25 protein-coding genes are annotated in these 23,754 nt (G+C 71.2%); 9 read left to right on the top strand and 16 right to left on the bottom strand.

What is annotated here, in order from left to right; genetic code table 11:
* Together AB0K35_RS05605 and AB0K35_RS05600 are read left to right on the top strand one after the other, a co-directional pair.
* The gene (locus tag AB0K35_RS05605) at positions 1-711 is read left to right on the top strand and encodes an ABC transporter permease subunit (RefSeq protein ID WP_238668314.1); all 711 of its coding nucleotides are present in this window, start codon (positions 1-3) and stop codon (positions 709-711) included.
* Between the two features lie 93 nt (positions 712-804).
* Positions 805-1,449, top strand: coding sequence for a hypothetical protein (locus AB0K35_RS05600; protein WP_238668313.1), 645 nt, complete (start codon positions 805-807; stop codon positions 1,447-1,449).
* Positions 1,450-1,493: 44 nt separating this feature from the next.
* Here AB0K35_RS05600 and valS read toward each other — a convergent pair whose 3' ends face one another.
* The 8 genes from valS to AB0K35_RS05560 all read right to left on the bottom strand — a co-directional run bounded on the left by valS (position 1,494) and on the right by AB0K35_RS05560 (position 12,717).
* Entirely contained in the window at positions 1,494-4,058 is a 2,565-nt protein-coding gene (gene valS, locus AB0K35_RS05595; RefSeq protein WP_363883951.1) for a valine--tRNA ligase, read from the bottom strand.
* A gap of 91 nt (positions 4,059-4,149) precedes the next feature.
* Positions 4,150-6,030: an ABC transporter ATP-binding protein gene (locus AB0K35_RS05590; protein ID WP_363883949.1), complete on the bottom strand. Its 1,881-nt coding sequence runs from the start codon at positions 6,028-6,030 to the stop codon at positions 4,150-4,152.
* Positions 6,027-7,883, bottom strand: coding sequence for an ABC transporter ATP-binding protein (locus AB0K35_RS05585; RefSeq protein ID WP_238668310.1), 1,857 nt, complete (start codon positions 7,881-7,883; stop codon positions 6,027-6,029). Before AB0K35_RS05585 ends, AB0K35_RS05590 begins: the two co-directional genes overlap by 4 nt.
* A gap of 37 nt (positions 7,884-7,920) precedes the next feature.
* Positions 7,921-8,430 carry a methylated-DNA--[protein]-cysteine S-methyltransferase gene (locus AB0K35_RS05580; RefSeq protein ID WP_238668309.1) on the bottom strand — a complete coding sequence of 170 codons (510 nt, stop codon included), beginning with the start codon at positions 8,428-8,430 and terminating at the stop codon, positions 7,921-7,923.
* Entirely contained in the window at positions 8,427-9,911 is a 1,485-nt protein-coding gene (locus tag AB0K35_RS05575; RefSeq protein WP_238668308.1) for an AlkA N-terminal domain-containing protein, read from the bottom strand. Before AB0K35_RS05575 ends, AB0K35_RS05580 begins: the two co-directional genes overlap by 4 nt.
* A gap of 78 nt (positions 9,912-9,989) precedes the next feature.
* Positions 9,990-11,405 carry an FAD-dependent oxidoreductase gene (locus AB0K35_RS05570; protein ID WP_363883946.1) on the bottom strand — a complete coding sequence of 472 codons (1,416 nt, stop codon included), beginning with the start codon at positions 11,403-11,405 and terminating at the stop codon, positions 9,990-9,992.
* Positions 11,406-11,692: 287 nt separating this feature from the next.
* Positions 11,693-12,211: a hypothetical protein gene (locus AB0K35_RS05565; protein WP_238668306.1), complete on the bottom strand. Its 519-nt coding sequence runs from the start codon at positions 12,209-12,211 to the stop codon at positions 11,693-11,695.
* Complete coding sequence (locus AB0K35_RS05560) at positions 12,208-12,717, bottom strand: SigE family RNA polymerase sigma factor (RefSeq protein ID WP_238668305.1); 510 nt, start codon at positions 12,715-12,717, stop codon at positions 12,208-12,210. The genes AB0K35_RS05565 and AB0K35_RS05560 overlap by 4 nt, the downstream gene beginning before the upstream one ends.
* 139 nt (positions 12,718-12,856) lie before the next feature.
* On the opposite strand from AB0K35_RS05560, the gene AB0K35_RS05555 reads away from it, so the two are divergent.
* Together AB0K35_RS05555 and AB0K35_RS05550 are read left to right on the top strand one after the other, a co-directional pair.
* Positions 12,857-13,360: a hypothetical protein gene (locus AB0K35_RS05555; protein ID WP_238668304.1), complete on the top strand. Its 504-nt coding sequence runs from the start codon at positions 12,857-12,859 to the stop codon at positions 13,358-13,360.
* 121 nt (positions 13,361-13,481) lie between these two features.
* Positions 13,482-14,216: a peptidase E gene (locus AB0K35_RS05550; protein WP_238668303.1), complete on the top strand. Its 735-nt coding sequence runs from the start codon at positions 13,482-13,484 to the stop codon at positions 14,214-14,216.
* A 3-nt stretch (positions 14,217-14,219) separates the two neighbouring features.
* On the opposite strand, the gene AB0K35_RS05545 is transcribed toward AB0K35_RS05550, so the two are convergent.
* Positions 14,220-14,789 carry an exonuclease gene (locus AB0K35_RS05545; protein ID WP_363883942.1) on the bottom strand — a complete coding sequence of 190 codons (570 nt, stop codon included), beginning with the start codon at positions 14,787-14,789 and terminating at the stop codon, positions 14,220-14,222.
* Positions 14,790-14,932: 143 nt separating this feature from the next.
* Between AB0K35_RS05545 and ychF the strand changes: the two genes are divergently transcribed.
* Positions 14,933-16,018 carry a redox-regulated ATPase YchF gene (gene ychF / locus AB0K35_RS05540; protein ID WP_238668301.1) on the top strand — a complete coding sequence of 362 codons (1,086 nt, stop codon included), beginning with the start codon at positions 14,933-14,935 and terminating at the stop codon, positions 16,016-16,018.
* 246 nt (positions 16,019-16,264) lie between these two features.
* On the opposite strand, the gene AB0K35_RS05535 is transcribed toward ychF, so the two are convergent.
* Positions 16,265-16,666 carry a hypothetical protein gene (locus AB0K35_RS05535; RefSeq protein WP_238668285.1) on the bottom strand — a complete coding sequence of 134 codons (402 nt, stop codon included), beginning with the start codon at positions 16,664-16,666 and terminating at the stop codon, positions 16,265-16,267.
* A 244-nt stretch (positions 16,667-16,910) separates the two neighbouring features.
* Positions 16,911-17,474 carry a DUF3592 domain-containing protein gene (locus tag AB0K35_RS05530; RefSeq protein ID WP_363883939.1) on the bottom strand — a complete coding sequence of 188 codons (564 nt, stop codon included), beginning with the start codon at positions 17,472-17,474 and terminating at the stop codon, positions 16,911-16,913.
* A 40-nt stretch (positions 17,475-17,514) separates the two neighbouring features.
* Between AB0K35_RS05530 and AB0K35_RS05525 the strand changes: the two genes are divergently transcribed.
* Complete coding sequence (locus AB0K35_RS05525; protein ID WP_238668283.1) at positions 17,515-18,285, top strand: class I SAM-dependent methyltransferase; 771 nt, start codon at positions 17,515-17,517, stop codon at positions 18,283-18,285.
* Between the two features lie 396 nt (positions 18,286-18,681).
* Here the strand turns inward: AB0K35_RS05525 and AB0K35_RS05520 are convergent, their stop codons facing one another.
* A complete protein-coding gene (locus tag AB0K35_RS05520) occupies positions 18,682-19,488 on the bottom strand; it encodes a hypothetical protein (protein ID WP_238668282.1) in 807 nt (268 codons plus the stop codon).
* Positions 19,489-19,505: 17 nt separating this feature from the next.
* On the bottom strand, positions 19,506-19,880 hold the full coding sequence (locus AB0K35_RS05515) for a VOC family protein (RefSeq protein ID WP_238668281.1): 375 nt from the start codon (positions 19,878-19,880) through the stop codon (positions 19,506-19,508).
* Between the two features lie 114 nt (positions 19,881-19,994).
* Between AB0K35_RS05515 and AB0K35_RS05510 the strand changes: the two genes are divergently transcribed.
* Genes AB0K35_RS05510 through AB0K35_RS05500 form a run of 3 tightly spaced genes read left to right on the top strand, consistent with a single transcriptional unit; the run spans position 19,995 to position 21,246 of the window.
* Entirely contained in the window at positions 19,995-20,453 is a 459-nt protein-coding gene (locus AB0K35_RS05510) for an SRPBCC domain-containing protein (RefSeq protein ID WP_238668280.1), read from the top strand.
* Positions 20,450-20,800, top strand: coding sequence for a metalloregulator ArsR/SmtB family transcription factor (locus AB0K35_RS05505; RefSeq protein ID WP_238668279.1), 351 nt, complete (start codon positions 20,450-20,452; stop codon positions 20,798-20,800). The genes AB0K35_RS05510 and AB0K35_RS05505 overlap by 4 nt, the downstream gene beginning before the upstream one ends.
* A 2-nt stretch (positions 20,801-20,802) precedes the next feature.
* Entirely contained in the window at positions 20,803-21,246 is a 444-nt protein-coding gene (locus AB0K35_RS05500) for an SRPBCC domain-containing protein (RefSeq protein WP_363883936.1), read from the top strand.
* Here AB0K35_RS05500 and AB0K35_RS05495 read toward each other — a convergent pair.
* The 3 genes from AB0K35_RS05495 to AB0K35_RS05485 form a co-directional block, all read right to left on the bottom strand.
* Positions 21,230-22,504, bottom strand: coding sequence for an MFS transporter (locus AB0K35_RS05495; RefSeq protein WP_363883934.1), 1,275 nt, complete (start codon positions 22,502-22,504; stop codon positions 21,230-21,232). The genes AB0K35_RS05500 and AB0K35_RS05495 overlap by 17 nt on opposite strands.
* Positions 22,505-22,584: 80 nt before the next feature.
* On the bottom strand, positions 22,585-22,785 hold the full coding sequence (locus tag AB0K35_RS05490) for a hypothetical protein (protein ID WP_238668276.1): 201 nt from the start codon (positions 22,783-22,785) through the stop codon (positions 22,585-22,587).
* A gap of 98 nt (positions 22,786-22,883) precedes the next feature.
* Positions 22,884-23,615 (bottom strand): class I SAM-dependent methyltransferase, encoded by a 732-nt coding sequence (locus tag AB0K35_RS05485; RefSeq protein WP_238668275.1) that lies wholly within the window; start codon positions 23,613-23,615, stop codon positions 22,884-22,886.
* Between the last annotated feature and the right edge of the window lie 139 nt (positions 23,616-23,754).

Here is a 23,754-nt window from a genome sequence, read left to right as displayed (position 1 = left end):
ATGTCGACAGTTACCTGGATCACCGCGCGCGGTTTGTTCGGCCGACGTCGGTTCCTGCTGCTGCTACCGCTGCCGTTGGTGCTGCTCGGGCTGGCCGTGCTGTGCCGGTCGCTGGGGGTGGACCCGGGCGAGTGGGGGCCGCCGGTGCTTGTCGGTCTAGGGCTGGCCGTGGTGCTGCCGGTGGTTGCGCTGATCATCGGCACGGGCGTGTTGGGCGCCGAGATCGACGACGGCACCGTGGTGCACATCCTGACCAAGCCGCTGCCGCGCTGGCAGATCGTGCTGCCGAAGCTCGCTGTGGCCGCCGGGGTCAGCGCGGCCACCGTCGCGGTGCCGCTCTACGTCGCGGGCGTGCTCGCCGACTCGGTACGCCTCGGGCTGGCGCTGGCGGTCGCGGCGGCGCTCGGCGCGCTCGCGTACTCGGCGTTGTTCCTCGCGCTCAGCCTGGTCACCAGGCGGCCGGTGCTGCTCGGGCTGGTCTACGTGCTGATCTGGGAGGGGCTGCTGGGCAACTTCGTCAGCGGCACCAAGGTGCTCTCCATCCAGCAGTACGTGATCGCCCTCGCCGACCGGATCGCCCCCACCGGGCTGCTGGAGACGAGCGTGTCGGTGCCGGTGGCGTCGGTGATGACCGCGCTGGTCAGCGTCGGCTTCACAGTGCTCGCCATCGACCGCCTGCGCTCGTTCAGCGTGGCCGGCGAGACGAGCTGACAGCGGTGCGAGACGCCGTTCCGGCCAGCCCCCGCGTGGCGGTAGGGCTGGCCGGATGGACCGGGCGGGCCACCTCGGGCCAGGCTGGTGGGCGTGAGCGTCGAAGCGGAGCGGACGTCGTTGGCTGAGCCATACTCCCGGAGCAGCCGGCCGTGGCTGACCAGCCTGGCCGTTGCCGGGCTGGCCTGTGCCACTGTCGCCACTGCGGCTCAGGGCAGCGGCCAGTTCCACTGGTGGGCGGTGTTCATCCTGATCCCGGCCGCGTTGATCGCGGCCAGCGGTGGGCCGTTGCTGGCTCGCGGCGGCGGCCGGGCCTTCGGCGGGTACATGCTCGCCTGCGTCGGCACGATGGTGTTCGCGGTCGGCGCGCTGCTGATGTTCGGCGTGATGGGGCGAGGTTGGCCGCTCATGGTGGTGCTGCCCTGCCTGGCGGTGGCCGGCACCTACGGCTGGCGTGCGGCCCACCCGCTGGCCCGGGGCCTGCACCGGGCGGTGGCCCTGCTCGCACTGACCGGAGCGCTGCTCGGCGTGACCCTGCAACTGATCCGGGTGGACCTGATCCACCTGGAGACCGGTTGGTGGGGCGCGTTCCTGATGCTGGCCGGGGCCATCGTGCTGGGCAACGCGGGCGAGTTGACCCGACACCGGATGCCGTACCGCCTCCAGGCGATCACCCTGCTGGTGGGGCCCTCCGTGATCGCGTTCCTGCTCGGGCTGCGTTTCCTGCGCGGCTGGTGAGCCGCCGGTCCGCCGCCGCCCGCTCGGGCGGCGGCGGACCCGGGTCAGAAGGCGCAGGCGATGACCAACTCCGGGGTACGGTCCGGGAGCAGGTCGAGTTTGCCGATCCGGCCGGCCGCCCGTAGGTCGTCGGCGACCAGTGTGAGCTGCTCCAGCAGCGCCGCCGGGCCGAGCGCCTCCGCCAACGGCACCTCCGCCTTCATCGACAGCTTCCGCTCCGACTTGGCCCGTCGCACCTGGCTCAACGCGTCACCGGCGAGCCGCAGTAGCGCCGGCTCACCCGAGCCCTCGATCGTGCGGGCCACCTCGTAGGTGGTGGGCCACGGCGCCTGGTGCACCGAGCCGTACCGCCACCACGACCAGACCTCCTCGGTCACGTACGGCAGCACCGGGGCGAACAACCGCAGCTGGACCGACAGCGCCGAGGCCAGCGCGGCCCGTGCGGAGTCGGCCGCCGCGCCGGTGCCGTAGGCCCGTTCCTTGACCAGCTCGATGTAGTCGTCGCAGAACCGCCAGAAGAACGCCTCGGTGACCTGCAGGGCCGCCGTGTGGTCGTACGAGTCGAAGGCGGTGCCCGCTGCGGTGACCACTGTTGCCAGCTCGGCGAGCATGGCCCGGTCCAGTGGTGTTGTCGCCGGGGCGCGCAGCGCGTCCGCCGCGCCCAGCCCGAGCGCGAACTTGGACGCGTTGAGCAGTTTGGTGGCCAGTCGCCGGCCGACCTTGATCTGCGCCGGGTCGAAGGCCAGGTCCATGCCGGGTTTGCCGCTGGCCGCCCAGTAGCGCACCGCGTCCGAGCCGTGCTGCTCCAGCAGGGCCAGCGGGGTGACCACGTTCCCCTTGGACTTGGCCATCTTCTTGTGGTCCGGGTCGAGGATCCAGCCCGAGAGCACCGTGTCCCGCCAGGGCAGCACCCCGTGCTCGAAGTGCGAACGGACCACGCTGTCGAAGAGCCAGGTCCGGATGATCTCCTGCCCCTGCGGGCGGAGGTCCATCGGGAAGACCCTGGCGAACAGGTCCGGGTCGGTCTCCCAGCCACCGACGATCTGCGGGGTCACCGAGGACGTGGCCCAGGTGTCCAGCACGTCCGGGTCGCCGATGAAGCCGCCCGGTCGGCCGCGTTGCGACTCGTCGTAACCGGGTGCCGGATCGCTGGATGGATCGACCGGCAGCGCCGACTCGTCCGGCGTGAGAGGGTGGGACCAGTCCGGCTCGCCAGTGTCGTCGAGCCGGTACCACACGGGCACCGGCACGCCGAAGAAGCGTTGACGGCTTACCAGCCAGTCCCCGTTGAGGCCGCCCACCCAGTTGTCGTAGCGGTGTTTCATGTGCGCCGGCACCCAGTGCAGCTGCTCGCCCCTGCCCAGCAGCGTGGCTCGCAGCGCCTCGTCCCGGCCGCCGTTGCGCAGATACCACTGTCGAGTCGAGACGATCTCCAGTGGGCGATCGCCGCGTTCGTAGAACTTGACCGGGTGGGTGATCGGACGCGGCTCGCCGATCAGGTCACCGGTGTCGGCCAGCATCCCGACGATCTCCCGGCGGGCGCCGTTGACGGTCTGCCCGGCCAGCGCCGCGTACGGCTGGGTCGGCACCCCGTGCGGCGGCTCGGGGAGCAACCGACCGTCCCGGCCGATCACCACCCGGGTGTCCAACCCCAGCTCACGCCACCAGGTCACGTCGGTCAGGTCACCGAAGGTGCAGACCATCGCGACGCCGGTGCCCTTGCCGGGTTCGGCGAGGGGATGGGCGTACACCGGCACCTCGACGTTGAACAGCGGGCTGCGCACGGTGCCGCCCACCAGGTCGGCGTACCGCTCGTCGTCGGGGTGACAGACCAGCGCCACACAGGCCGGCAGCAGCTCGGGCCGGGTGGTGTCGATGAGCACCTCACGCCCGTCGGCCGCGGTGAACCGCAGCCGGTGGTAGGCGCCGGGGCGCTCCCGGTCCTCCAACTCCGCCTGGGCGACAGCGGTGGCGAAGCCGACATCCCAGAGGGTCGGCGCCTCCGACTGGTACGCCTCGCCGCGGCGCAGGTTGCGGACGAACGCCCGTTGGCTGGTGGTCCGGGCGATCCGGCCGATCGTCGTGTACGTCAGGGACCAGTCCACCGAGAGCCCGAGCCGCCGCCACAGCGCCTCGAAGGCCTGCTCGTCGGTGACCGTCAGCCGTTCGCACAGCTCGATGAAGTTGCGCCGGGAGATCGGGGTGGGGTTGCGGCGGGCCGCGTCGTCGACCGGAGCCGCCGGTGGCCGCCACACCGGGTCGTACGGCAGCGCCGGATCGCAGCGCACCCCGTACACGTTCTGCGCCCGACGCTCGGTGGGCAGGCCGTTGTCGTCCCAGCCCATCGGGTAGAAGACGGCCTTGCCGCGCATCCGCTGGTACCGGGCTGTGGTGTCGGTGTGCGTGTACGAGAAGACGTGCCCCATGTGCAACTCGCCCGATACGGTCGGCGGCGGGGTGTCGATCGAGAACACGTCGCTGCGCTGCTTCGAGCGGTCGAACGCGTACGTGCCTTCCTCCTGCCAGCGGCGTGCCCAGCTCTCCTCGAGCCCGTCCAGTGTCGGACGCTCGGGAACGCCGGCGCGGGCCGTCCTCGCCGTGTCGGTCATCTTGCGATCGTAGGCACCTGCCGGGTGCGGGGCGACGTAGTTGCGACGGAACACACCGGCCGGCGGTTGTGGCCGCGACGGGGCGACCCGGCTAGATCAGCGAGTCACGCCACTGGCGGTGCAGGGCGGCGTACCTGCCGTCGGCCTCGGCAAGAACAGCGGGTGGGCCATCCTCGACGACAGTTCCGCCGTCGAGGACGAGCACCCGGTCGGCCGTCTCCACCGTGGAGAGTCGGTGGGCGATCACCAGTGCCGTGCGGTCGCGCAGGATGGTGCCGAGTGCCCGCTGCACAAGGCGTTCCGTCGGCACGTCCAGCGACGACGTCGCCTCGTCCAGGATGAGCACTGTCGGGTCGGCCAGGAACGCGCGGGCGAACGCGACCAGTTGCCGCTGCCCGGCGGAGAGCCGGCCGCCGCGCCGGTGCACCTGAGTGGCGTACCCCTCGGGTAGTGCGGCGATGAAGTCGTGCGCGCCGATCGCCCGCGCGGCGGCCTGGACGGCGTCGTCGTCGGCCCCCGGGCGACCGAACCGGATGTTCTCCGCGACGGTCCCGCTGAAGAGGTGGTTCTCCTGCGTCACCAGCACCACCGCGCGGCGCAGGTCCGCGTCGCGTACGTCGCGCAGGTCGACCCCGTCCAGCCGGACCGTGCCGGTGTCGGGGTCGTGGAACCGGGCGACCAGCTTCGCGATAGTCGACTTGCCCGCCCCGGTGGGGCCGATCAGCGCCACTGTCTGCCCGGCCGGCACTGTCAACTCCAGCCGGCAGAGGATCGGGGTGTCGGCCCGGTAGCCGAAGCCGACCGCGCAGAAGACCAGTTCCCCACGGCCGGGACCGGTCGGCAGCGGTGTGGGCCGGGCCGGTTCGGCGACGGCCGGTCGTTCGTCGAGCACCCCGGCCAGCTTCTCGAGTGCGGCGGTGGCCGACTGCAACGAGTTGTAGAACTGGCTCAGCTCCTGCATCGGCTCGAAGAAGCGGCGCAGGTAGAGCAGGAACGCGGCGAGCACACCGATCTCGGTCTGCCCGCCGAGCACCCGCCAGCCGCCGTAGCAGAGCACCACCGCCACTGTGACGTTGCCGATCAGCTTGATCGCGGGCGAGTACGTGGCGATCAGCCGGAACGCGTGCAGACTGCTCCGCCGGTAGTCGTCGCCGAGCGCCACGAAGATTCGTTGGTTGCGAGGCTCCCGGCGGAACGCCTGCACCGCCCGGATGCCCCGCATCGACTCGACGAAGTGCACGATGACCAGCGCGACCGCGTCCCGGGTCCGTCGGTATGCGCTGGCCGACGACCTGGCGAACCAGCGGGAGAGCCAGAACAGGAAAGGGAAGGCGAACAGCGTCACGGCAGCCAGCGGCAGGTCCAGCCAGAGCAGGATGGCGGCCACCGACAGGATCGAGAGCCCGGCCAGCACCAGGCTGTCGATCCCCCCGTCGACCAGCTCGGCGATCGAGTCCAGGTCGCTGGTGAGCCGGGAGACCATCCGGCCGGACGTGTACCGCTCGTGGAAGCCCACCGACAGCCGCAGGAAGTGCCCGAACACCCGCTGCCGCAGGTCGAGCAGGACGGCCTGGCCGATCCGGGCGGAGAGGGTGAGGAAGCCGCGGCGGGCCGCGTACTCGGTCACCGCGGCCACCGCGAACGCCCCGGCGACGGCGACCAGCGGGCCAGCGTCGCCGGCGCGCAACGGCGGTATGGTCCGGTCGATGCCGATCATGACCAGGTACGGGCCGGCCATCGCGGCGGCGTTCTGGGCCAGCAGCAGGGCGACCGCCGCGGCGAGACGCTTCCGATGCGGGCGGAGCAGGTCGCGCAGCAGGGCGCGGCTGAGCCGGCGTAGCCGGGCCACCGCCTCGGGGCTGGTGTCCTCGGCTCGACTCCGGTCGGCCTCCGGGTCGGTGGCTGTTCCGCGCCAGCGGGTGAGCTCGGGTTCCTCCTCGGGAGGTGGGTCGGCTTGCTCCGGCACGCTCACGAGCGCACCAGCCCCCACCCGTCCGAAGGGGACGAACTGGGGTCGCTGGCCCCAGCCGTTGGTGGATGCCCGGCGGGCGGCTCGGCGGCGAGCAGTGCCCGGTACGCCGGGACGGTGGCCAGCAGGTCGGAGTGCCGGCCGGTCGCGGTGATCCGTCCGTCCTCCAGCAGGGCGACCCGGTCGGCCAGCGCGATCGTCGACGGCCGGTGCACCACCAGCAGCGCGGTGCTGTCGCGCAGGACCCGCCGTAGCGCCGCTTCGACGAGGGCCTCGGTGTGCACGTCGAGAGCGGAGAGCGGGTCGTCCAGCACCAGCACCGCCGGTCGGCCGAGCACGGCCCTCGCCAGCGCGAGCCGTTGTCGTTGGCCGCCGGAGAGGGACAACCCCTGCTCGCCGACCCGGGTCGCCAACCCCCACGGCAGGTCGTACGCGAAGTCGGCCTGGGCCAGCGCGAGGGCTGCGCGGATCTCGTCGTCACCGGCGTCCGGGCGACCCAGTGTGAGGTTCTCCCGCACCGACATGGAGAAGAGTGTCGGCTCCTCGAACGCCACCCCGACCAGCCGGCGCAGCGAGGCCAGCCGCAGCTCGCGCAGGTCGTGCCCGTCGAGGGTGATCCGGCCGGTGGTCACCTCGTGCAGCCGGGGCACCAGGGAGAGCAGCGTGCTCTTGCCCGAGCCGGTGGCGCCGACCAGTGCCAGCGTCTCGCCCGGCTCGATGGTCAGGTCGATCTCGCGCAGCACCCCAGTGGTGGCACCCGGGTAGCTGAAGCCGACCCGCTCGAAGCGCAGCCGACCGTGCACCGCGTCACGTGTCAACGCGACAGCGCCGGGAGAATCCACTATCTGCGGTGGAGTGTCCAGCACCTCCTGGATCCGGTCGGCGGCGGTGGCCGCCTCCTGACCGTTGGCGATGATCCAACCGAGCGACTGCACCGGCCAGATGAGCATCAGTTGGAGGCTGACGAACGCGACAAGCTCGCCGATGGTGAGCGCGCCGTGCGCGACGGCGGCCGCCCCGGCCGCCAGCACCACGCCCAGTGTCACGTTGGGCACCAGGTCGAGCAGCGCCGACGTGTTCGCCAGCAGCCGCCCCTTGCCGACGCCCGTGTCGTGCAGCCGCCGGGCCGCACCGGCGAAGCGAGCGGCCAGCTCGGGCCCCCGCCCGTGCGCCTTCATGGTGCGCAGGCCCTGCGCGGTCTCCTCGACCAGCGTCGCCACGTCGCCCTGCTGATCCTGCATCCGGCGGGACGCGGCGTGGTAGTGCCGGCCGAACCGGCGACTGATCAGCAGCAGCGGCACCGCGCTGGCCGCGACCAGCACCCCGAGCGCCGGGTGCAGGTTGATCAGCAGCAGCACCACCACCACGTACGTGGTCAGGTTGAGCACCAGGAAGAAGACGCCGAAGGAGAGGAACCGGCGGATCACCGACAGGTCACTGGTGATCCGGGAGAGCAACTGGCCGGACTGCCAGCGGTCGTGGAAGCTGGTTGGCAGCCGTTGCAGGTGGGCGTAGACGTCGGCGCGCAGCGCCGCCTCCATGCCCACCGCCGACGACGACTGCACCCACCGTCGGATGAAGATGAGCACCGCCTCGACGACGCCGAGCAGCAGGGCCAGGCCGCCGAGCTGGAGCAGCCCGGCCGGTTCGTGTCGGGCCACCGGCCCGTCCACGACCCGCTGCACGACAAGTGGTACGGCGATCCCGGCCGCGGTGCCGGCGAGCCCCGCGACGAGCAGCCAGGCGAACTCGGCGGCGTACGGGCGCAGGTAGGGGCGCAGCCGCCAGAGGTTGTGCACGGGGTGGGTGCCCGCGGCGGCCCGGGCGGCCGGGTCGCCGTCGCTCTCCACAGGCACTACCAGACGGTAGCGTCAATGACTGTCGATGTTCCTGTCAGCTTGTTGTCAAGCGCCGCTCATGACCGAGAAGCCACTTCTTCACGTCCAGCCCCCAGCGGTAGCCACCGAGCGTGCCGTCGGTGCGAAGAACCCGGTGGCAGGGCACGAAGAGGGCTGCCGCGTTCCGGGCGCAGGCGGCCGCTGCGGCTCGGACCGCCGGTGGGCGACCGGCCAGCGCGGCGTACCCGGTGTAGGTGACCGGGGTGCCGGGCGGCACCTCGCGCAGCACCTGCCAGGCGTGCGCCATGAACTCTCCACCGGTGCGTTGACGGACCGGCACCGCGTCGATGGCGGCGAGGTCACCGTCCAGGTAGGAGTGGACGGCCGCACTGACCGGGCCGAGGTCGGCCCGCTCCCGTAGCGGTGCCCGCAGGGCCGGGTGGATCAGGGGCGGCAGCGCCGCCGGGTCCGCTGTGAAGCCGGCCGCCAGTACGTCACCGTCGGGGCCGGCGAGGATGCTCAGTGGGCCGGCCGGTGTGCTCAGTACGGTGCTGTCGATGTTCATGCCGCTCTCCAGAGTCTGATCGTGGCGTAGGACCGCCAGGGACGCCACCGTTCGGCGTACCTGTCGAGGGTTGGCGGGGTGTCGGGCAGGCCGAGCGCGGCGGCGCCGCGCCGGACCGCGAGGTCGGAGCTGAGGAGGACATCCGGGTCGCCGTAGGCGCGCATGGCCAGGTAGTTGGCGGTCCATGGGCCGATGCCGGGCAGCGCGAGCAGCCGCCGGACGGCGTCCTCCCGATCCACCCCGGGAGCGAGGTCCACCGTCCCGTCGCTGACGGCCCGAGCCAGCCCTCGCAGCGCCTCCCGCCGCCCCACCGGCATCCCGAACGCTGAATCCGGCAGGCCCAAAAGCTCCTCCGCCCCCAGAAACCCCCGCAGCTCGCCCGGTTGATCATGAAGTTGTTGCTCCGACACGCCGGTGCCGGTGGCAACAACTTCATGATCAACGCGAGCGTGCGCGGTGAGGAGGCGGTTGAGGGTTGTTCTTGCGGAGGTGACCGAGACCTGTTGGCCGATGATGGCGCGGACGGCCTGCTCGAAGCCGTCGACGGCGCGGGGGACGCGGATGCCGGGTTCGGCGGCGATCGCCGGGGCCAGCGCCGGGTCGGCGGCCAGCGTGGCGTCGATGGCCACCGGGTCCGCGTCCAGATCGAGCAACCGGCGGCAGCGGGCCACCGCCGGCGCCAGGTCGCGCAGGTCGGCGAGCCGCAACGTCGCCGCCACGTGCCCGTCCGTCGGGGTCAGCGCCACCTGGCCGGTGCCGTGTGGCAACCGCAGACCCCTGTGGTACGTCCCGTCGTGGACCGCCTCCACACCGGGCAACGCCCGTACCGCGAGGAAGTCCAGCAGAGCCCGGGCGTGCAGCGGCGGGCGGTACGCCAGCCGGAGCGCGATGGTCCCCGCCCCGGCCGGTGCCTGCTGGCGGCCACGGGCCGTGCGCAGGTCCGACGGGGCGCTCGCGTACACCTCGCGAAGCGTGTCGTTGAACTGCCGCACGCTGCCGAATCCGGCGGCGAACGCGATCTCGGCCATCGCCAGGTCGGTCGTCTCGATCAGGATCCGGGCGGTCTGGGCGCGCTGGGCCCGGGCCAGCGCGAGCGGCCCGGCGCCCATCTCGGCGCTCAGCATCCGGTGCAGGTGCCGTTCGGTGTAGCCCAGCCGGGAGGCCAACCCCGGTACGCCGTCCCTGTCGACGACCCCGTCGGCGATCAGCCGCATCGCCCGACCCACCACGTCAGCGCGGACGTCCCAGAGCGGTGAGCCGGGCGCGGCGTCCGGCCGGCAGCGGCGGCAGGCGCGCAGCCCGGCGCCCTGCGCGGCGGCGGCGGACGGGAAGAACCGGACGTTGTGCCGCTTCGGTGTGATCGCCGGGCAGGACGGCCGGCAGTAGATCCCGGTGGACGTCACACCGGTGTAGAACCAGCCGTCGAACCGCTGGTCACGGCTGTCCACGGCCCGGTAACACCGCTCGAAGTCCATCTCCATGTCACCGATGATGCCCCGCGCGGCCGGTCATCGGCTGGCGGGAATCGGACCTGGGTGTGCGGGCTCGAAGAGGCTGGGTCAACGGGGGCGTCGACGGCGCCGGTGTGGCTGGCCGGATCGGCTGGGCTGTGCGACGCGGTTTGGCTGTGCGGCGCGGTTCGGCTGTGGGGCGCGGTTCGGCTGACCGGTCAGCAGGGCCGATCGGAACACACCGTCCGGGTCGTACCGCTTCCACAGCCGCCGGACCCGGGCCCCGGTCTCGCCCGGGTAGATCCGGGCGAACGCGGCCGGATCGGGCCGGCTCTCGAAGTTGACGTACGCGCCGTCGGCGCGTGCCCCGGCGGCCCGCCACGCGGCGTTCAACGCGGCGTCGGCCTGCGGCGGAAACACCGAGGCCACGATCAGCGTCTCCTGGTGGCGATGCGGGTACGCGGTGGCGTCGGAGGCGACGTCGTTGACCGCCCCGCCCAACGAGCGGAGCTGGATCACCGCCCGCCCCGGCCCGGTCACCGCTCGCGTCACCGCCCGTGCCCCGGCGTCGTCCAGCGTGGTGAACAGGCCGTTTGTGGTAGTGCCACGCTGTTGCCCGACGTTGGGGTTGAGGTGCGCGGTCGGCACCAGCGTCGGGTACGGCAGCAGGTCGGTCCGGTGTTCGAGCACCTTGCCGATGGCGAGCAGCGGTTCCACCGCCGGCCGGCCCCGGCGCAGGCTCTCGGCGGCGACCACGGCCGTGATGGACATGAGGACCGATCGACCCTCGGCGTACACCACGGCGGCTGCGGACAGTTCCCGTGGCGCCTGGGCGAGGTAGCTCGTCCACTCCCGGACGGTGCGACCGTCCGGATGCGCCTCGACGACCAGCTGCGCGACGCCCACGTTGCGCTGCTCGACCGCCTCGATCTCGAAGGCCACCACGATGCCCGCGCCGGCACCGGCGCCACGGACCAGCCAGAACAGCTCCGGCTCGTGGTCGGCGTCGGCGCGTACCAGCGTCCCGTCCGCCAGCACCACCTCGACGGCGCGGACCCGGTCGATGGTGAGGCCGTGGGCGCGGACCAGCCAGCCCACACCACCGCCGGTGGCCAGGCCGCCGACGCCGACGCCGCCGTAGTCACCCGAGCTGATCACCAGGCCGTACGGCGCGAGCGCCTTCGCCACGTTCGCCCAGCGCGCGCCGGCCTCGACCCGGACCAGCCCGGCCCGCTCGTCGATCACCTGGACCCGGTCGAGCATGGACAGGTCGATGACCACCCCGCCGTTGTTGGACGAGGCTCCGGAGAGGCCGTGCCCGCCGCTGCGGACCGCGATGGGTAGCCGCTGCTCCCGCGCGTAGAGCAGCGCGTCGACCACCTGCGCGGTGGTCTTCGGCAGCAGGACCGCGGCCGGTGACGCCGACCTGGTGTACGTCGAGCGCAGTTGCGCGTACCGGCGGTCGCCGGGGGTGACGATCTGCCCCCGGAGGGAGTCGGGCACCCGGGCCATGGCGGTGCTCATCGTTGCCCCCGCAGCTCGCACCTCGGGTGTCCGGGATCGGTCATGGCCCAAGAATGAGCGGGCAGGCCGGCCTCGACAAATTCGGTGGAGCGGTGCCCGCCGGTCGCCGCGGGGCGCGACGCTCCCCGGTACCGGGGAGCGTCGCGGGAGAGTGACCGGAATCTCCGACCGGTTGCCCGCCTCCGGCTCGGGAGGCCAGTGGCGTGTCGGTGCCACAGAGGCCGGCGATGACAGTGGGACGGCCGGTCCGGCCGACGCGAGGAAACCGCCGACCGGACCGGTCCTGCTCAGCGCAACGGGGTCGGCGACGCCGTCGGTCGGCCCGGCACACCGGGCGGGCCCAGCGAACTCGACGGGCTTGGTGAGGCGGTCGGCCCGGCCGGCACACCCGGTGCCCCCGGCTTGCCTGGCACGCCCGGCGGAGTCAACGGGGTCGGCGAGACCGTCGGCCGTTCCGGTACGCCGGGCGGGCCCGACGGACTCGCGACCCCGCCACCGGGCCGGGGCTCGACAGTGGGCACCGTGGTGGGCGCGGACGGGGTGGGCACGGGTGGGCTGGGCACGGCCGCTGGTCCGGCCGGGCTGGGCACGGCCGGGGGAGGCTCGTCCGACCCGGTAGCGGCCAGGGCGAGCGGGGTGGCGATCAGGATCGCCGCGAGGGTGCTCACCGCCCCCACCGTCACCGTGGCGCGACGTCTGTTGCGCACCCGCCGTTCCGCTCGGCTCAACTGGTCATGCACGATCGGTGCCTCCTCGGCCAGGTCGGTGAGGGTGGAGCGGATGAGGTGCTCGAAGGGTTCGGTCATCGCCGTACCTCCAGCCTGTCGACGTCCGGCAGCAGGTCGCGCAGTCGTTTCACCGCTCGGTGGGTACGGCTGCGTACGGTCCCCACCGAGCAGCCCAGCAACTCGGCCACCCGGGCTTCGGGCAGGTCCTCGTAGTAGCGGAGGACCACCACCGCCCGCTGGGTCGGTGGCAGGTGGCGTAGCGCGGCACGCATCGCCAACCGCACGTCGGTGCCGCTGCTCGGGTCGCCGCCGACCGGTTCGTCGGCCGGGTTCAGCGGTGTCTCCCGCCACCGGCGGAGTCGCCGCCACCAGCTGATCTGCTCGCGGTACATCACCACCCGCAGGTAGCCCTCGGGGTCGGCGTGCCGAATGGTTCCCCACTTCGGGATGGCCCGCGCCAACGCCGACTGGAACAGGTCCTCGGCGGCGTTGCGGTCCCCGGTCAACAGATAGGCGACCCGCATCAGCGCCGGAGTCCGGCTGCCGACGAACTCGGCCAGCCGCGCGCGCTCGTCCTCGTCCACCCACCACCCCCGTTTCGTTGTCACAGATACAGACGCCCCAGGTCATCGTCGCTATCCACCATCGGTGAGGTTTTTCGGCCCGAAAGTGTCGGTCGTGCCGGGTAGCGTCCGGCCACCAACTGAAGAAGGGGTGCGGCGGATGACGAGCGTGGCGGGTTGGGCGGCGGCGTCGACACCGGGTGCGTTCCCGCCGCTGCCCCGCGCGGTGGCGCAGTCCTTCTACCGCCGGATGCGAGCCGTCGCGCCGGCCGCCGTGGGCGCCATCGAACGGGACCGGGCGGGCGACCCCGAGCAGAGTTTCCCCGGCACGGCCTGCGGCCGGTTGGCCGGCTCCCTGGACGACGCTGGCCTGCGGGCGCTTGGGATGTGGACGCACCACTGGTGCATGCGTTTCTACGACGACGACACGAGCGTCGGCCGGCGGTTGATCCGCGAGATCGCCGCGCGGCCGGGGCTGGGCTGGACGGCCGACGAGGTGCGTTGGATGCTGCGCGAGTCGGTCTCGGTCGGGCCGGCCGCCGCCGACCGGTTCACCCTGCCACGCGCCGCCGCCGGGCAACTGCCGCCGGTCGACCGTCGGGCCCTGGGTCATTGGCCCGAGGTCGAGGTGCCCCGCCAACGGCGGCCCGACCAGGGTAGTTGATCATGAGGCTGGCGGGGTCCGACCACCACCCGCGGGTGGCGGTCGGACCCCGCACCGAGCGAACCGGAGACCGGCTGCGGCAGGATGGACGCCGCACCGCCCCCGACGGAAGGACGCCTCGATGCCGGCCAGCGAACCGACCATCATCGCCACCAGCATGGGCTTCCTCCGGGGCGACCGGGGGCCCTACGACCTGCGCCCCAGCCCGGTCTTCGAGCTGGCAGCCGAGTTGGCCGAGGCCGGTCCGCAGCCGCGGGTCTGCTACCTCGGGCAGGCCGTCGGCGACCAGCCCACCTCGCTGACCGCCGTCTACGGCGGGTTCGCCGACACCCGGTTCCGGCTGTCACACCTCGCCCTGTTCCCGATGCCGAACGTCGAGGACGTCCGCGCCCACCTGCTCGCCCAGGACGTGCTCTGGGTCGGCGGCGGCAGCGTTGCCAACCTGGTAGCGGTGTGGCGGGTGCACGGGCTCGACGAGATCCTGCACGAGTGCTGGCAGGCCGGCGTGGTGCTGGCCGGCGTCTCCGCCGGCTCGATCTGCTGGCATGTCGGCGGTGCCACCGACAGCTTCGGCCCCCGGCTGCGCGGCTTCACTGAGGGCCTGGCCTGGCTGCCGTACGGCAACGGGGTGCACTACGACAGCGAGGGCCAGCGCCGCCCGCTCATGCACGAGCTGGTCGGTGACGGCACGCTCCCCACCAGCCACTGCACCGACGACGGCGTCGGTCTGGTCTACCGGGGCACCCAGCTGGTCGAGGCAGTCGCGGACCGCGACGGCGTCTCGGCGTACGAGATCAGCCGCGGCGCGGACGGCAGCGTCCGGGAGGCGGTCATCGCCCCCCGCCGGCTCGGCTGAGCGTCACGCCTCCTCGACCGGCTGTCGGCGGCGCAGCACCGCGTCGAAGACCTGGGCCAGCTCGGCGGCGTCCTCCCCGGCGTGATGCGTGTGCGGCATGTCGTGCAGGCCCAGCTCGTGCTTGATCGTGTCCTGGCGGGTCTGGGCCCACTTGCTGCCGGTCAACCCCATCCAGTAGCTGCGGAGATCAACGCCGGAGCCGGTCGCGCCGAACGGGCTGTGCCCGACGAAGCGGACGAAGTACCAGTGCACGAACATGCCGTCCCAGACGGCCGGGGCGGCGAGGAAGACCGGACGGCCGACCCCGCGCAGGCCGTCGACCCAGGCCGCCGCGGCGGACATCGCCTCCTGCGCGGTGGGTGCCTCCCGCAGCAGCCGGTCCCGGTCCAGGCCGGAGACGGCCAACGCCGCCGGGACGAACTCGTCGGAGATGGGACGCAGCTCGGTGTAGAAGATCAGGTCCGGGCGGCCGGCCACTGCCATGCCCAGCGAGATCATGCTGTACGGCCCGGGGATCGGCCCGTCCGCCTCCACATCGACGGCGATGTACAGGTCAGGCAATGTCGAGGTCATCCCACCTCCAGCAGCGGAACATCGAACCGGGAGATTAGCAACGTCCGACAGGGCCCGGTGGGAGCGACGATCGACCACCGGCGCGGCGGCGAATCGGAGCCGCCTGGACCGTCCCGGCCGGGACCGGCGTAAGCTGGCCCGTCGTGAGTCTCACCATCGGCATCGTCGGCCTGCCCAACGTCGGCAAGAGCACGCTTTTCAACGCGTTGACCAAGAACGACGTGCTGGCGGCGAACTACCCGTTCGCCACCATCGAGCCCAACGTCGGCGTGGTCGGGCTTCCCGACGAGCGGCTGGGCAAGCTGGCCGAGATCTTCTCCTCGCAGAAGGTGCTGCCGGCGCCGGTGTCGTTCGTCGACATCGCCGGCCTGGTCCGCGGCGCGTCGAAGGGGCAGGGCCGGGGCAACGCCTTCCTGGCCAACATCCGGGACGCCTCGGCGATCTGCCAGGTCGTCCGGGCCTTCTCCGACCCGAACGTGGTGCACGTCGACGGCAAGATCTCCCCGGCCGACGACATCGAGACGATCAACACCGAGCTGATCCTCGCCGACCTGCAGACCCTGGACAAGGCGCTGCCCCGGTTGGAGAAGGAGGCCAAGCTCCGCAAGGACCGGGCCGCCGCTGTCGCCGCAGCGAAGGCCGCTATCGAGGTGCTCGACGGTGGCACCACCCTCTACTCCGGGGCCGCCGCCGCCAAGATCGAGCTGGAGCACCTGCGCGAGCTGCACCTGCTCACCACCAAGCCCTTCCTGTACGTCTTCAACGTCGACGAGGCCGAGCTGGCCAACGAGACGTTCCTCGACGAGCTGCGCGCCCTGGTCGCCCCCGCCGAGGCCATCTTCATGGACGCCAAGATCGAATCTGAGCTGGTGGACCTGCCCGAGGAGGAGGCCCGCGAGCTGCTGGAGTCGATCGGGCAGAACGAGCCCGGCCTCAACCAGCTCGTCCGGGTCGGCTTCCGCACCCTCGGCCTCCAGACGTACCTCACGGCCGGCCCCAAGGAAGCGCGCGCCTGGACCGTCCCGGTCGGCGCCACCGCCCCGGAGGCCGCGGGCGTCATCCACAGCGACTTCCAGCGCGGCTTCATCAAGGCCGAGGTGGTCTCGTACCACGACCTGGTCGAGCACGGTTCGATGTCGGCGGCCAAGGCGGCGGGCAAGGTCCGCATCGAGGGCAAGGAGTACGTCATGCAGGACGGCGACGTCGTGGAGTTCCGCTTCAACGTCTGAGCCAACCTGTTCGCCGTCGGGTCGGGTGGAGGGAACGGGCCTCCGGCACGATCCAGTACCGCTGCACGTGGCCATCGTCGTCACCTGCCGGGCCGACACCCAAGGGGTCAGGGTGACGAGGTCGGGTGTCCGGTAGGACGCCACACCCTGTCGCCCTGGCCCCTTCACCAACGACGTGTGTGGCTAGTCGCTGGGGGAGTGTTCCCTATTGCCTGAGTGAGGTCCGCGATGACGCGGAGCAGGCTTTCAGTTGTAGTGGGCGAACTCCGTATAGTCGTTCCAGATCCAGCCCTTTACGCCAGTGCAGCAGTCCGAGTGCCACCACAGGTTTCCGGCATCGTTCACGCAACGCTTGTCGATACGGAAAAGCGTCTTCGACTTCCAGTGGGCTATCACCGTAGACGACCCCGAATAGCTGGTGTGCACCGCGGCGCTGCCGACGATGACCCGCCTGATGTGCGGCGTCCAGTCCGAGCAGGAGGCCAGTGTTCCGACTTCCGCCGGCACAGCGCCCAGCTCGTCCATCATGGCGGCCGGGACGGGCTGGGCCGCCGCAGATGCCGGTGCGGCGATCGGAAGAATGCCGGCAAATGCGAGCGTGAGTGCGCCACCCGCCGCTGCGAGTTTCCTCGACGTTGCTTTCCTCATAATTCCTCCATATCTCCAGGTGCTTTGGTTTGGACCGTATAGCTACCGCCAATGCCGTGAAGTCCGGTGTTGGTAACGGATAGATAAACGTGGCTTGACCAGGGGCGCGACTCGTAGATCCAGGTAAATGGGCGCAGTGATTATCGCCTTTGCGTGGCGAACCGGTCTCGGCGAGTCAGCGGTGCCGCCGGGCTCGACCTGTGTTCGCTCCGGTCCGGGCCTGCCTGAGGCACTCGCGGCGCTCCTACTGCTGGCCGTGGTGGCGGCTCGGCTTGCGTTTCGTTCCGGCCCTGGCGTTCGTGAGCTGTCGTTTGCGTTGGTCCCGCTGCTGCCGCTGCCAGTCCTGCCGCCGGCGGTCGCGTCGTGTCTCGTAGCCGCGGCCGAGGACGGCCAGCGCCATCCACCCGGACAGAACCAGGCCTGCCGCTCCGACCACCCCTTGCAGCCGGCCCCGGTGCCCGCTGAGGATGCCGAAATCGGTGACGAAATCCTCCGGATCGTTGGGGTTGACCCAGATTCGCACCGCACTGCCGGCCGGCAGGCAGACCTCCCAACAGCCGACTTCGGCCTGACGCTGAGCGCCGGCGAATTCGTAGCGCAGGTGCATCGTGTTCCGCCGCTTGTGCACTAGCTCATCGACGACTGCCTGCTCTGGCACACCGTCGACCCGCAGTCGACTTGCCCAGGCGTCGTTGTCCTCAAAGGTCTTGAACGGAAGCCACATCATGACCAGCCCGACCACGAGGCCGAGTGTGTAGAGGGGGTAGCGGGCACGCCACCAGCTCCGCAGGATCTGCACGGTGGCCATGGTCGCAGTCGATGTCGACAAGCGGCGGTACGTTGACCGGATGACGGAACAGATGCTCCGATCGTCGTTTGGCGCGGCGGCGACCGCGTACGCCCAGCACCGCCCGGACTACGCGCAGGCCGCAGTGCGGTGGGCGCTGGAGCCCGCCCCTGGCCTGCGCGTGCTCGACCTGGGTGCCGGCACCGGCAAGCTGTCGGCGACGCTGGCGGCGGTGGGCGCGGACGTCGTGGCCGTAGAACCCGACCCGGCCATGCTTGCCGAGCTGCGCCGTACGCAGCCGGGCGTCAATGCCCTGCCGGGTAGCGCCGAGGCCATCCCGTTGCCGGACGCCTCCGTCGATGCCGTGCTCGCCGGCAACGCCCTGCACTGGTTCGACATGGCCGTGGCCGGGGCGGAAATCGCCAGGGTCCTCGCCCCCGGCGGCATCCTGGCCGGTCTGTGGAACATCATGGACGACCGGATCGACTGGGTTGCCGGGCTCGAACGGGTCAGCGGGAGTGCGGCCATCGGCCCACGTGACACGTTGAGCAGTTGGCGCGCCGCGACGGCGGGCATGCTCGTTCCGAGCACCGGCCTGACCGCCCGGTTCGGGTCCGCGGAGCAGGTCGAGTTCCCGCACGGGCAGCGCCGTACCGCCGACTCGCTCGTCGCGACGCTCGCGACGCGGGCCGGGATGCTGGTCATGCCGGACGAGGAGCGAGAGGCCACCCTCGGCCGGATCCGCTCCTTCCTCGGCAGCCGATCCGAAACCGCCCACGGCGAGTTCACGCTGCCGATGCTGACCGGCGTGCTGCGCGCCCGCCGGAGCTGACGGTCGGCGACCCGGTGAACCGGCATCGCCCGGGGGCGTTGAAGGCTGCGCTGGCAGGCGTCGAGGTGGCGCTGGTGGGCCTGTTCTCGGCGAAGGACAAGGAGTTCGACAGCAAGCTCAATCTGCTGGCCAGTGTGGTGGCAGCCCACGGTGGCCAGGTCGTGAGCCGGCACGTGCAGCGGCGGGGAGTCTCTTCCGGCGGAGCGGACAAGATGGACGACCCGTTCTCGCGGCGGACGTTGCTCAGCCCCGGTAGGGCACGCGAAGTCGCCGATGCCTGCCGGCAGCGCGGGGTCGGCGTCGCGGTCTTCGCGAACCCCTTGACCGACCACCAGCGGGCCGTCCTCGGTGACATGTTCGGCTGTCCCGTCCTGACTGGCGAGGACCTCCGACAGGTCAGTGACGGACGGCTTTCTCGCCGTGTACGACTGCGTACTCCACGGCGAGCCAGGGTCCAAGGTCGTCGATGAGTTCGCGGAGCACACCCGGAACCGGCGAGGGCGTCCGGCCGATGACGGCAGCTCTACGCATCTGCTCCGCGCGTTCCGGATAGTGGAGCCCGAACGCCTCGGCGGACTGGGTGAGGTCGCTCGTCCAGCCTCCCCACCGCGGCATGACCAGCGTGAACCCCGTCCTGACGATGCGCCGAGCGACGAGCCGGCTGAGGGCCTTGCGTTGCTGGTCGGTGGTCGCTTCGGCTGCCTGGCGGCGCCAGCCCCGAAGGGCAAGCGACAGGTCGCCGTTCGTCTCGCGGGCGAGCAGGGGAGTGGGCCGATAACGGGGAAGCTGGTCGGCGAGGTCGTCGCCCAGCAGGGGAGTGCACAGGCAGGCGACGAAGAAGCCGAGGTCGTGCCGCTCAAGCTCGCTGAGCAGCGTACGTGCACTGAACAGCAGGATGCCCACGCCGTCGATCTGCGTAAAGGACCGGTCGAGGTCCTGCTCGATCCTGGTGGCAGCCGCCCGGTCGGCCTCGGTTGGTTCGCCGTGCAGGGCGAGGAGCAGGTCGAGATCGGAGAGACCGGGGATGGCGGTGCCACGCGGAATGCTGCCGTAGATGTAGGCGCTGTGCAGCCGACGACAGTCGAACGACTCGGCTATCCGAGCGCGTGCCGCGTCGACAACACCGGCGAACGCGACCGGGACCCGGCTCAGGGCACCCTCACGCGCAATCCATCCCTCGCCGTCGAGTCCGCTTCCGGGCATGGCGAGAGTCTGCCGGCCTACTGCTCGGCCCAGGCGCCCAGTTCGTTGCCGCTGGGGTCGGTGAAGTGGAACCGCCGGCCACCGGGGAACTCGTACGGCCCGTTCACCACCTGGCCGCCGGCCTCCTTGACGGCCTGCACGGACCGGTCCAGGTCGCTTGAGTAGAGCAGCACCAGTGGGCCGCCCGCCCGAACCTCGGTGTCCAGACGGAGACCGCCGACCTCGGGCGCGGCGTCGCCGTGTGGGTTGCGGATGCCGGCGTACTCCGGCCCGTAGTCGTTGAACTGCCAACCGAACGCGTCGGCGTAGAACCGCTTGGACACGGCGAGGTCGGTCACCGTGAGCTCGACGTAGTCGATGGTGTGGTGGCGGTGCGGCGATGACTCAGACATGCGCCGATCATGCATCAGGGGTACGACCAAACCACGACGCGCAACGAAAGGTTGCGCGATGGGTGCGGGCTGTCGTAGGTTCAGTGCAACCAAAGGTTGCGAAAGGTTGTGGGCATGGAACAGGGAACTATCGAACGCGACATCCACGTCAACGCGTCCCCCGAGGTCGTCTTCGAGGTGGTCAGCCAACCCGAGCACATGCGGGAGTGGTGGCCCGATGACGCGCGGTTCGAGTCCGTCGCCGGCGCGCCCGGCGAGCTGGTCTGGCGCGACGCCGACACCGGCGAGACGAAGACCGTGGCGCTCGCCGTCGTCGAGGTCGACCCGCCGAAGCGGTTCTCCTTCCGGTGGTGCTTCACCGAGCCGGACCGGAGCGGGCAGGCACTGTTCGTCACCTTCGACCTGGTGCCCAGCGGCGCGGGAACGCTGATCCGGATGACCGAGACCGGGTTCCGCGAGCTGGGTTGGGAGGTCGCTGCCCTGGAAGAGCAGTACCGCGACCACGAGAACGGTTGGGACCACTACATGCCCCGGCTGGGCGAGTACGTCGCTCGGCTGGTCGCGACCCCATGAGCGCGGTGGTCGACGACGAGCTGTGGTCGGCGATCGGCGACCCGATTCGGCGTACGATGATCGATCTTCTTCTCGCCGACGGGCCCGGCACGGCCACCTCGTTGAGCAGACGGCTACCCGTCACCCGTCAGGCCGTCTCGAAGCACCTGGCGGTCCTCGACCGGGTTGGGCTGATTCACGCCGAGCCAGCCGGTCGCGAGCGTCACTACCAGGTGGACGAGGCGCAACTCGCCCGCGCGGTCGCCCAGTTGTCGACGGTCGGCGCCACCTGGGACGCCCGGCTCCGCCGGATCAAGCGCATCGCCGAGACGATCGAACGCCACCGCACCAACACCCAGGGAGGCTGAGAATGGTCGACATTCTGCACCAGGTCGGCGTCGTCGCTCCGCTTGCCGACGTCTACCGTGCGGTGGCAACCCCCGAGGGCGTCGCCGGCTGGTGGTCGGTCGACACGACAGGCAGGAGCGAGGTCGGCGGACAGTTGACCGTCCACTTCGGGGACGAGGGCGGTTTCGACCTGGAGATCCTTGAGCTGAACCCGGCTGGCCGGGTGCGGTGGCGGGTCGTCGGTGGCCCCGAGGAGTGGATCGGCACCGAGATCGGCTGGCGTCTCGGCCAGCGAGGCCGGTACACGATCGTCGACTTCACGCACTCGGCCTGGCGCGAGCCGACCGAACTCATGCACGAGTGCAGCACCAAGTGGGCGATCTTCCTGATGAGCCTCAAGGAGCTGGTCGAGACGGGGCGCGGCCGGCCGGCGCCGGACGACGTGCAGATCAGCGACGGGCACTGACCTCGGTGCCGGTTGGGCCGCCGGGGGACCGCACGCTTCGCCGCAACATCGCGATCCCCCCGGCGGTCAGGCCGAGAGCAGCTATCGCCACCGCACAGAGCAGCAGCGTCGGGCGTGCGCCGATGGCGCTCACCAACGGCCCGCCCAGCATGGTGCCCAGGGGCACCGCCAGCACGAGGATGGCACCGTTCGCGGCGAGCACCGCCGGGAGTTGCTCGGTCGACGTGCTGCGCTGGAACAGCGCCATCGACGTGGACATGTACGGCGCCCAGATGAGGCCCGCCAGGGCGAACGCCGGCAACGACACACCGACGGGTGCGCCCAGGCCGAGTGGCAGCATGGCGACGCCGAACGCCACGACGATGGCGATGGTGGTGGTTCGCAGTGGCCAGCCGCGAAGGTAACCGGCGACCAGACCTCCGGCGAGGCCGCCGATGCCGAACGCGGCGTAGTTCGCGCCGAACAGCGTCGCGGAGGCGTGCAGGTCGTCGGTGATATGGATCGGCATCGCCACGTACACCGGTCCGAAGAGGAAGAAGAACCCGAGACTCAGCACCAGCAGGCCCAGCAGGGCCGGGTTCTGGCGGATGACCGCGAAGCCGGCCGTTCGCGAAGCGCCGCTCTCGGACCGTGCGGGTCCGTCGTTGGCGGGAAGGGCGAGACGGTACGTGAGGGCCAACACGGCGAAGGTGGCGGCGTCGATGGCGATGACCCACACCGGCCCCGCCCAGCCGATCAGGATGCCCGCCAGCGGTGGGCCGACGATTGTGGCGAACCCGCCGATGGTGGTGAGTACGGCATTGGCCGGCAGATGGTGTCGCTGCGGCAGCAGTTCGGCGATCAGGGTGAATCGGCCGGCGGAACCCCACGAGTGCAGCAGCGCCGACGCGGCCAGCAGAACCACGTACAGCCCGATGGTGAGCAGGCCGGCGAGGTGGGCGAGGGGGATCGCCCCGAGCGCGCTGGCTCGCAGAATCGCGTCCCACCCGGCGAGTTGCGCCCCGCTGCGCCCACGCAGCAGCCGACCGAAGACGACAGTCCCGGCCGCGCTGGGCAGTGTGTACGCCGCCACGGCCAGCGCGATCCAGGTGCGATTGTGCGGGGCGAGTTGGATGGCGAGCCAGATCACCGCGACCAACGCCAGGCCGTCGCCCAACGCGGAGACGGCCAGCCCAGGTAGGACCCGTCGGAGCTGAGGGTGACTGACCACCGGCCAGTACGGAGAGGAGCGCGGGAATCGGGAGGCGTCTGACGGCATGGTGTCAGCTCACCCGGCGCGGGCCCTACGGATCAACAACTACTGCCACCAGCAGAATCAGCCGAGGGCGAAAGGCTGGCTCACCGGTCCGGGCTCTTGTTTCCGCGGGCAGCGCGGGAGGACGAGCCGATGCTCGCCACGATCGAACCCACCGAGGCGAGCGACACCGCCACAGTGCCGGCCGTGTCGTCCCCGCCGTCCCCGGTCACCTTGAGGATGATGCCGGTGACCATCAGGACGACCGACAGCGCCAGGACCACATGGATGGCTCGTCTGCTCATGGCGGCAGCTCACTCTCGGTCGGCGGGAGATCGACTCGGGTTCCTTGAAGTCGGGGCGTTGACACCTCGGCTTTCCGGAACCCGAGCCGATCAAACCGTTACTCCGCCCGGTAGACGGAGATGTGCGACGGGCTGTCGGCCTGGAACGGCCGTCGGTGCCAGTCGGCGTACCGCTCGGTGAGCCGGAGCCCGGCCTGCTGCGCCATCTCATCGATCTGGTGCGGCCAGGCGTACCGCATGGCGAACGGCTTCAGGTGCACACCGTCCGCGTCGAACGTGATCGTCTGCCGGATGAACCGCTGCGCCGGTCGGTCGTACCGGTGCAGTCGGATCGTCGCGGAGTCCTCGGTGACCTCACGGACCTGTATCTGCTCGTCCGAGTCGAAGCCGCGCGGGTCGGGCACGAACGTCTCGATGACGAACGCGCCGCCGGGCGACAGCACCCGGGCGACGTTGCGGAAGCAGTCCGCCTGCCGCTCGGCGTCCACCAGGTTGAACAGGGTGTTGAAGACCAGGTACGCGAGCCGGAACTCACCGGCCACCGGCACGTCCGCCATGTCGGCGACGACCACCGGGATCTGGTCGCCGCCGGGTTTCGCCCGCAGCTGCGCGAGCATCTCCTCGGACGCCTCGACGCCGTGCACGGCGAGGCCACGTTCGGCCAGCGGCAGCGCGACCCGCCCGGTGCCGATCGCCAGTTCGAGAACCGGACCCCCGTCGGCCAGGTCGGCCAGGAAGTCCACCGCCGGCGCGGGGTCGGGGTTTCCTGGGCTGTCGTAGTCGGAGGCCCAGAGCCGGCCGAAGAGGCCGGGATCGTCGAAGACCGACATCAGCGGCCTCCGGGGTTGGTGTCAGTGGCGCCCAGCAGCGCCAGGGGAACAGTCCTGCTCACGAAGTCTCGATTCCTCGGGTCGGATGACGGTTGGTTCGGGGGACTTCGTTGTGTTCGGCATGGTGGCTGCTCCCTTC

The sequence above is a fragment of the Micromonospora sp. NPDC053740 genome, assembly GCF_040677775.1.
Lineage (GTDB): Bacteria > Actinomycetota > Actinomycetes > Mycobacteriales > Micromonosporaceae > Micromonospora > Micromonospora alfalfae.
The sequence above is the reverse complement of the archived record's forward strand: the minus strand, read 5'-3'. Positions and strand labels throughout refer to the sequence as shown.

Excerpts from the sequence above, each read along its gene's own strand:
- AB0K35_RS05530 (WP_363883939.1), bottom strand. The coding sequence starts at position 17,474 with ATGGCCACCGTGCAGATCCTGCGGAGCTGGTGGCGTGCCCGCTACCCC.
- AB0K35_RS05505 (WP_238668279.1), top strand. The coding sequence starts at position 20,450 with ATGAGCGCGGTGGTCGACGACGAGCTGTGGTCGGCGATCGGCGACCCG.
- AB0K35_RS05500 (WP_363883936.1), top strand. The coding sequence starts at position 20,803 with ATGGTCGACATTCTGCACCAGGTCGGCGTCGTCGCTCCGCTTGCCGAC.
- AB0K35_RS05570 (WP_363883946.1), bottom strand. The coding sequence starts at position 11,405 with ATGAGCACCGCCATGGCCCGGGTGCCCGACTCCCTCCGGGGGCAGATC.
- AB0K35_RS05525 (WP_238668283.1), top strand. The coding sequence starts at position 17,515 with ATGACGGAACAGATGCTCCGATCGTCGTTTGGCGCGGCGGCGACCGCG.
- AB0K35_RS05535 (WP_238668285.1), bottom strand. The coding sequence starts at position 16,666 with ATGAGGAAAGCAACGTCGAGGAAACTCGCAGCGGCGGGTGGCGCACTC.
- AB0K35_RS05605 (WP_238668314.1), top strand. The coding sequence starts at position 1 with ATGTCGACAGTTACCTGGATCACCGCGCGCGGTTTGTTCGGCCGACGT.
- AB0K35_RS05575 (WP_238668308.1), bottom strand. The coding sequence starts at position 9,911 with ATGGAGATGGACTTCGAGCGGTGTTACCGGGCCGTGGACAGCCGTGAC.
- AB0K35_RS05580 (WP_238668309.1), bottom strand. The coding sequence starts at position 8,430 with ATGAACATCGACAGCACCGTACTGAGCACACCGGCCGGCCCACTGAGC.
- AB0K35_RS05510 (WP_238668280.1), top strand. The coding sequence starts at position 19,995 with ATGGAACAGGGAACTATCGAACGCGACATCCACGTCAACGCGTCCCCC.
- AB0K35_RS05485 (WP_238668275.1), bottom strand. The coding sequence starts at position 23,615 with ATGTCGGTCTTCGACGATCCCGGCCTCTTCGGCCGGCTCTGGGCCTCC.
- AB0K35_RS05520 (WP_238668282.1), bottom strand. The coding sequence starts at position 19,488 with ATGCCCGGAAGCGGACTCGACGGCGAGGGATGGATTGCGCGTGAGGGT.
- AB0K35_RS05545 (WP_363883942.1), bottom strand. The coding sequence starts at position 14,789 with ATGACCTCGACATTGCCTGACCTGTACATCGCCGTCGATGTGGAGGCG.
- AB0K35_RS05555 (WP_238668304.1), top strand. The coding sequence starts at position 12,857 with ATGACGAGCGTGGCGGGTTGGGCGGCGGCGTCGACACCGGGTGCGTTC.
- AB0K35_RS05490 (WP_238668276.1), bottom strand. The coding sequence starts at position 22,785 with ATGAGCAGACGAGCCATCCATGTGGTCCTGGCGCTGTCGGTCGTCCTG.
- valS (WP_363883951.1), bottom strand. The coding sequence starts at position 4,058 with ATGACCGACACGGCGAGGACGGCCCGCGCCGGCGTTCCCGAGCGTCCG.
- AB0K35_RS05565 (WP_238668306.1), bottom strand. The coding sequence starts at position 12,211 with ATGACCGAACCCTTCGAGCACCTCATCCGCTCCACCCTCACCGACCTG.
- AB0K35_RS05515 (WP_238668281.1), bottom strand. The coding sequence starts at position 19,880 with ATGTCTGAGTCATCGCCGCACCGCCACCACACCATCGACTACGTCGAG.
- AB0K35_RS05495 (WP_363883934.1), bottom strand. The coding sequence starts at position 22,504 with ATGCCGTCAGACGCCTCCCGATTCCCGCGCTCCTCTCCGTACTGGCCG.
- AB0K35_RS05550 (WP_238668303.1), top strand. The coding sequence starts at position 13,482 with ATGCCGGCCAGCGAACCGACCATCATCGCCACCAGCATGGGCTTCCTC.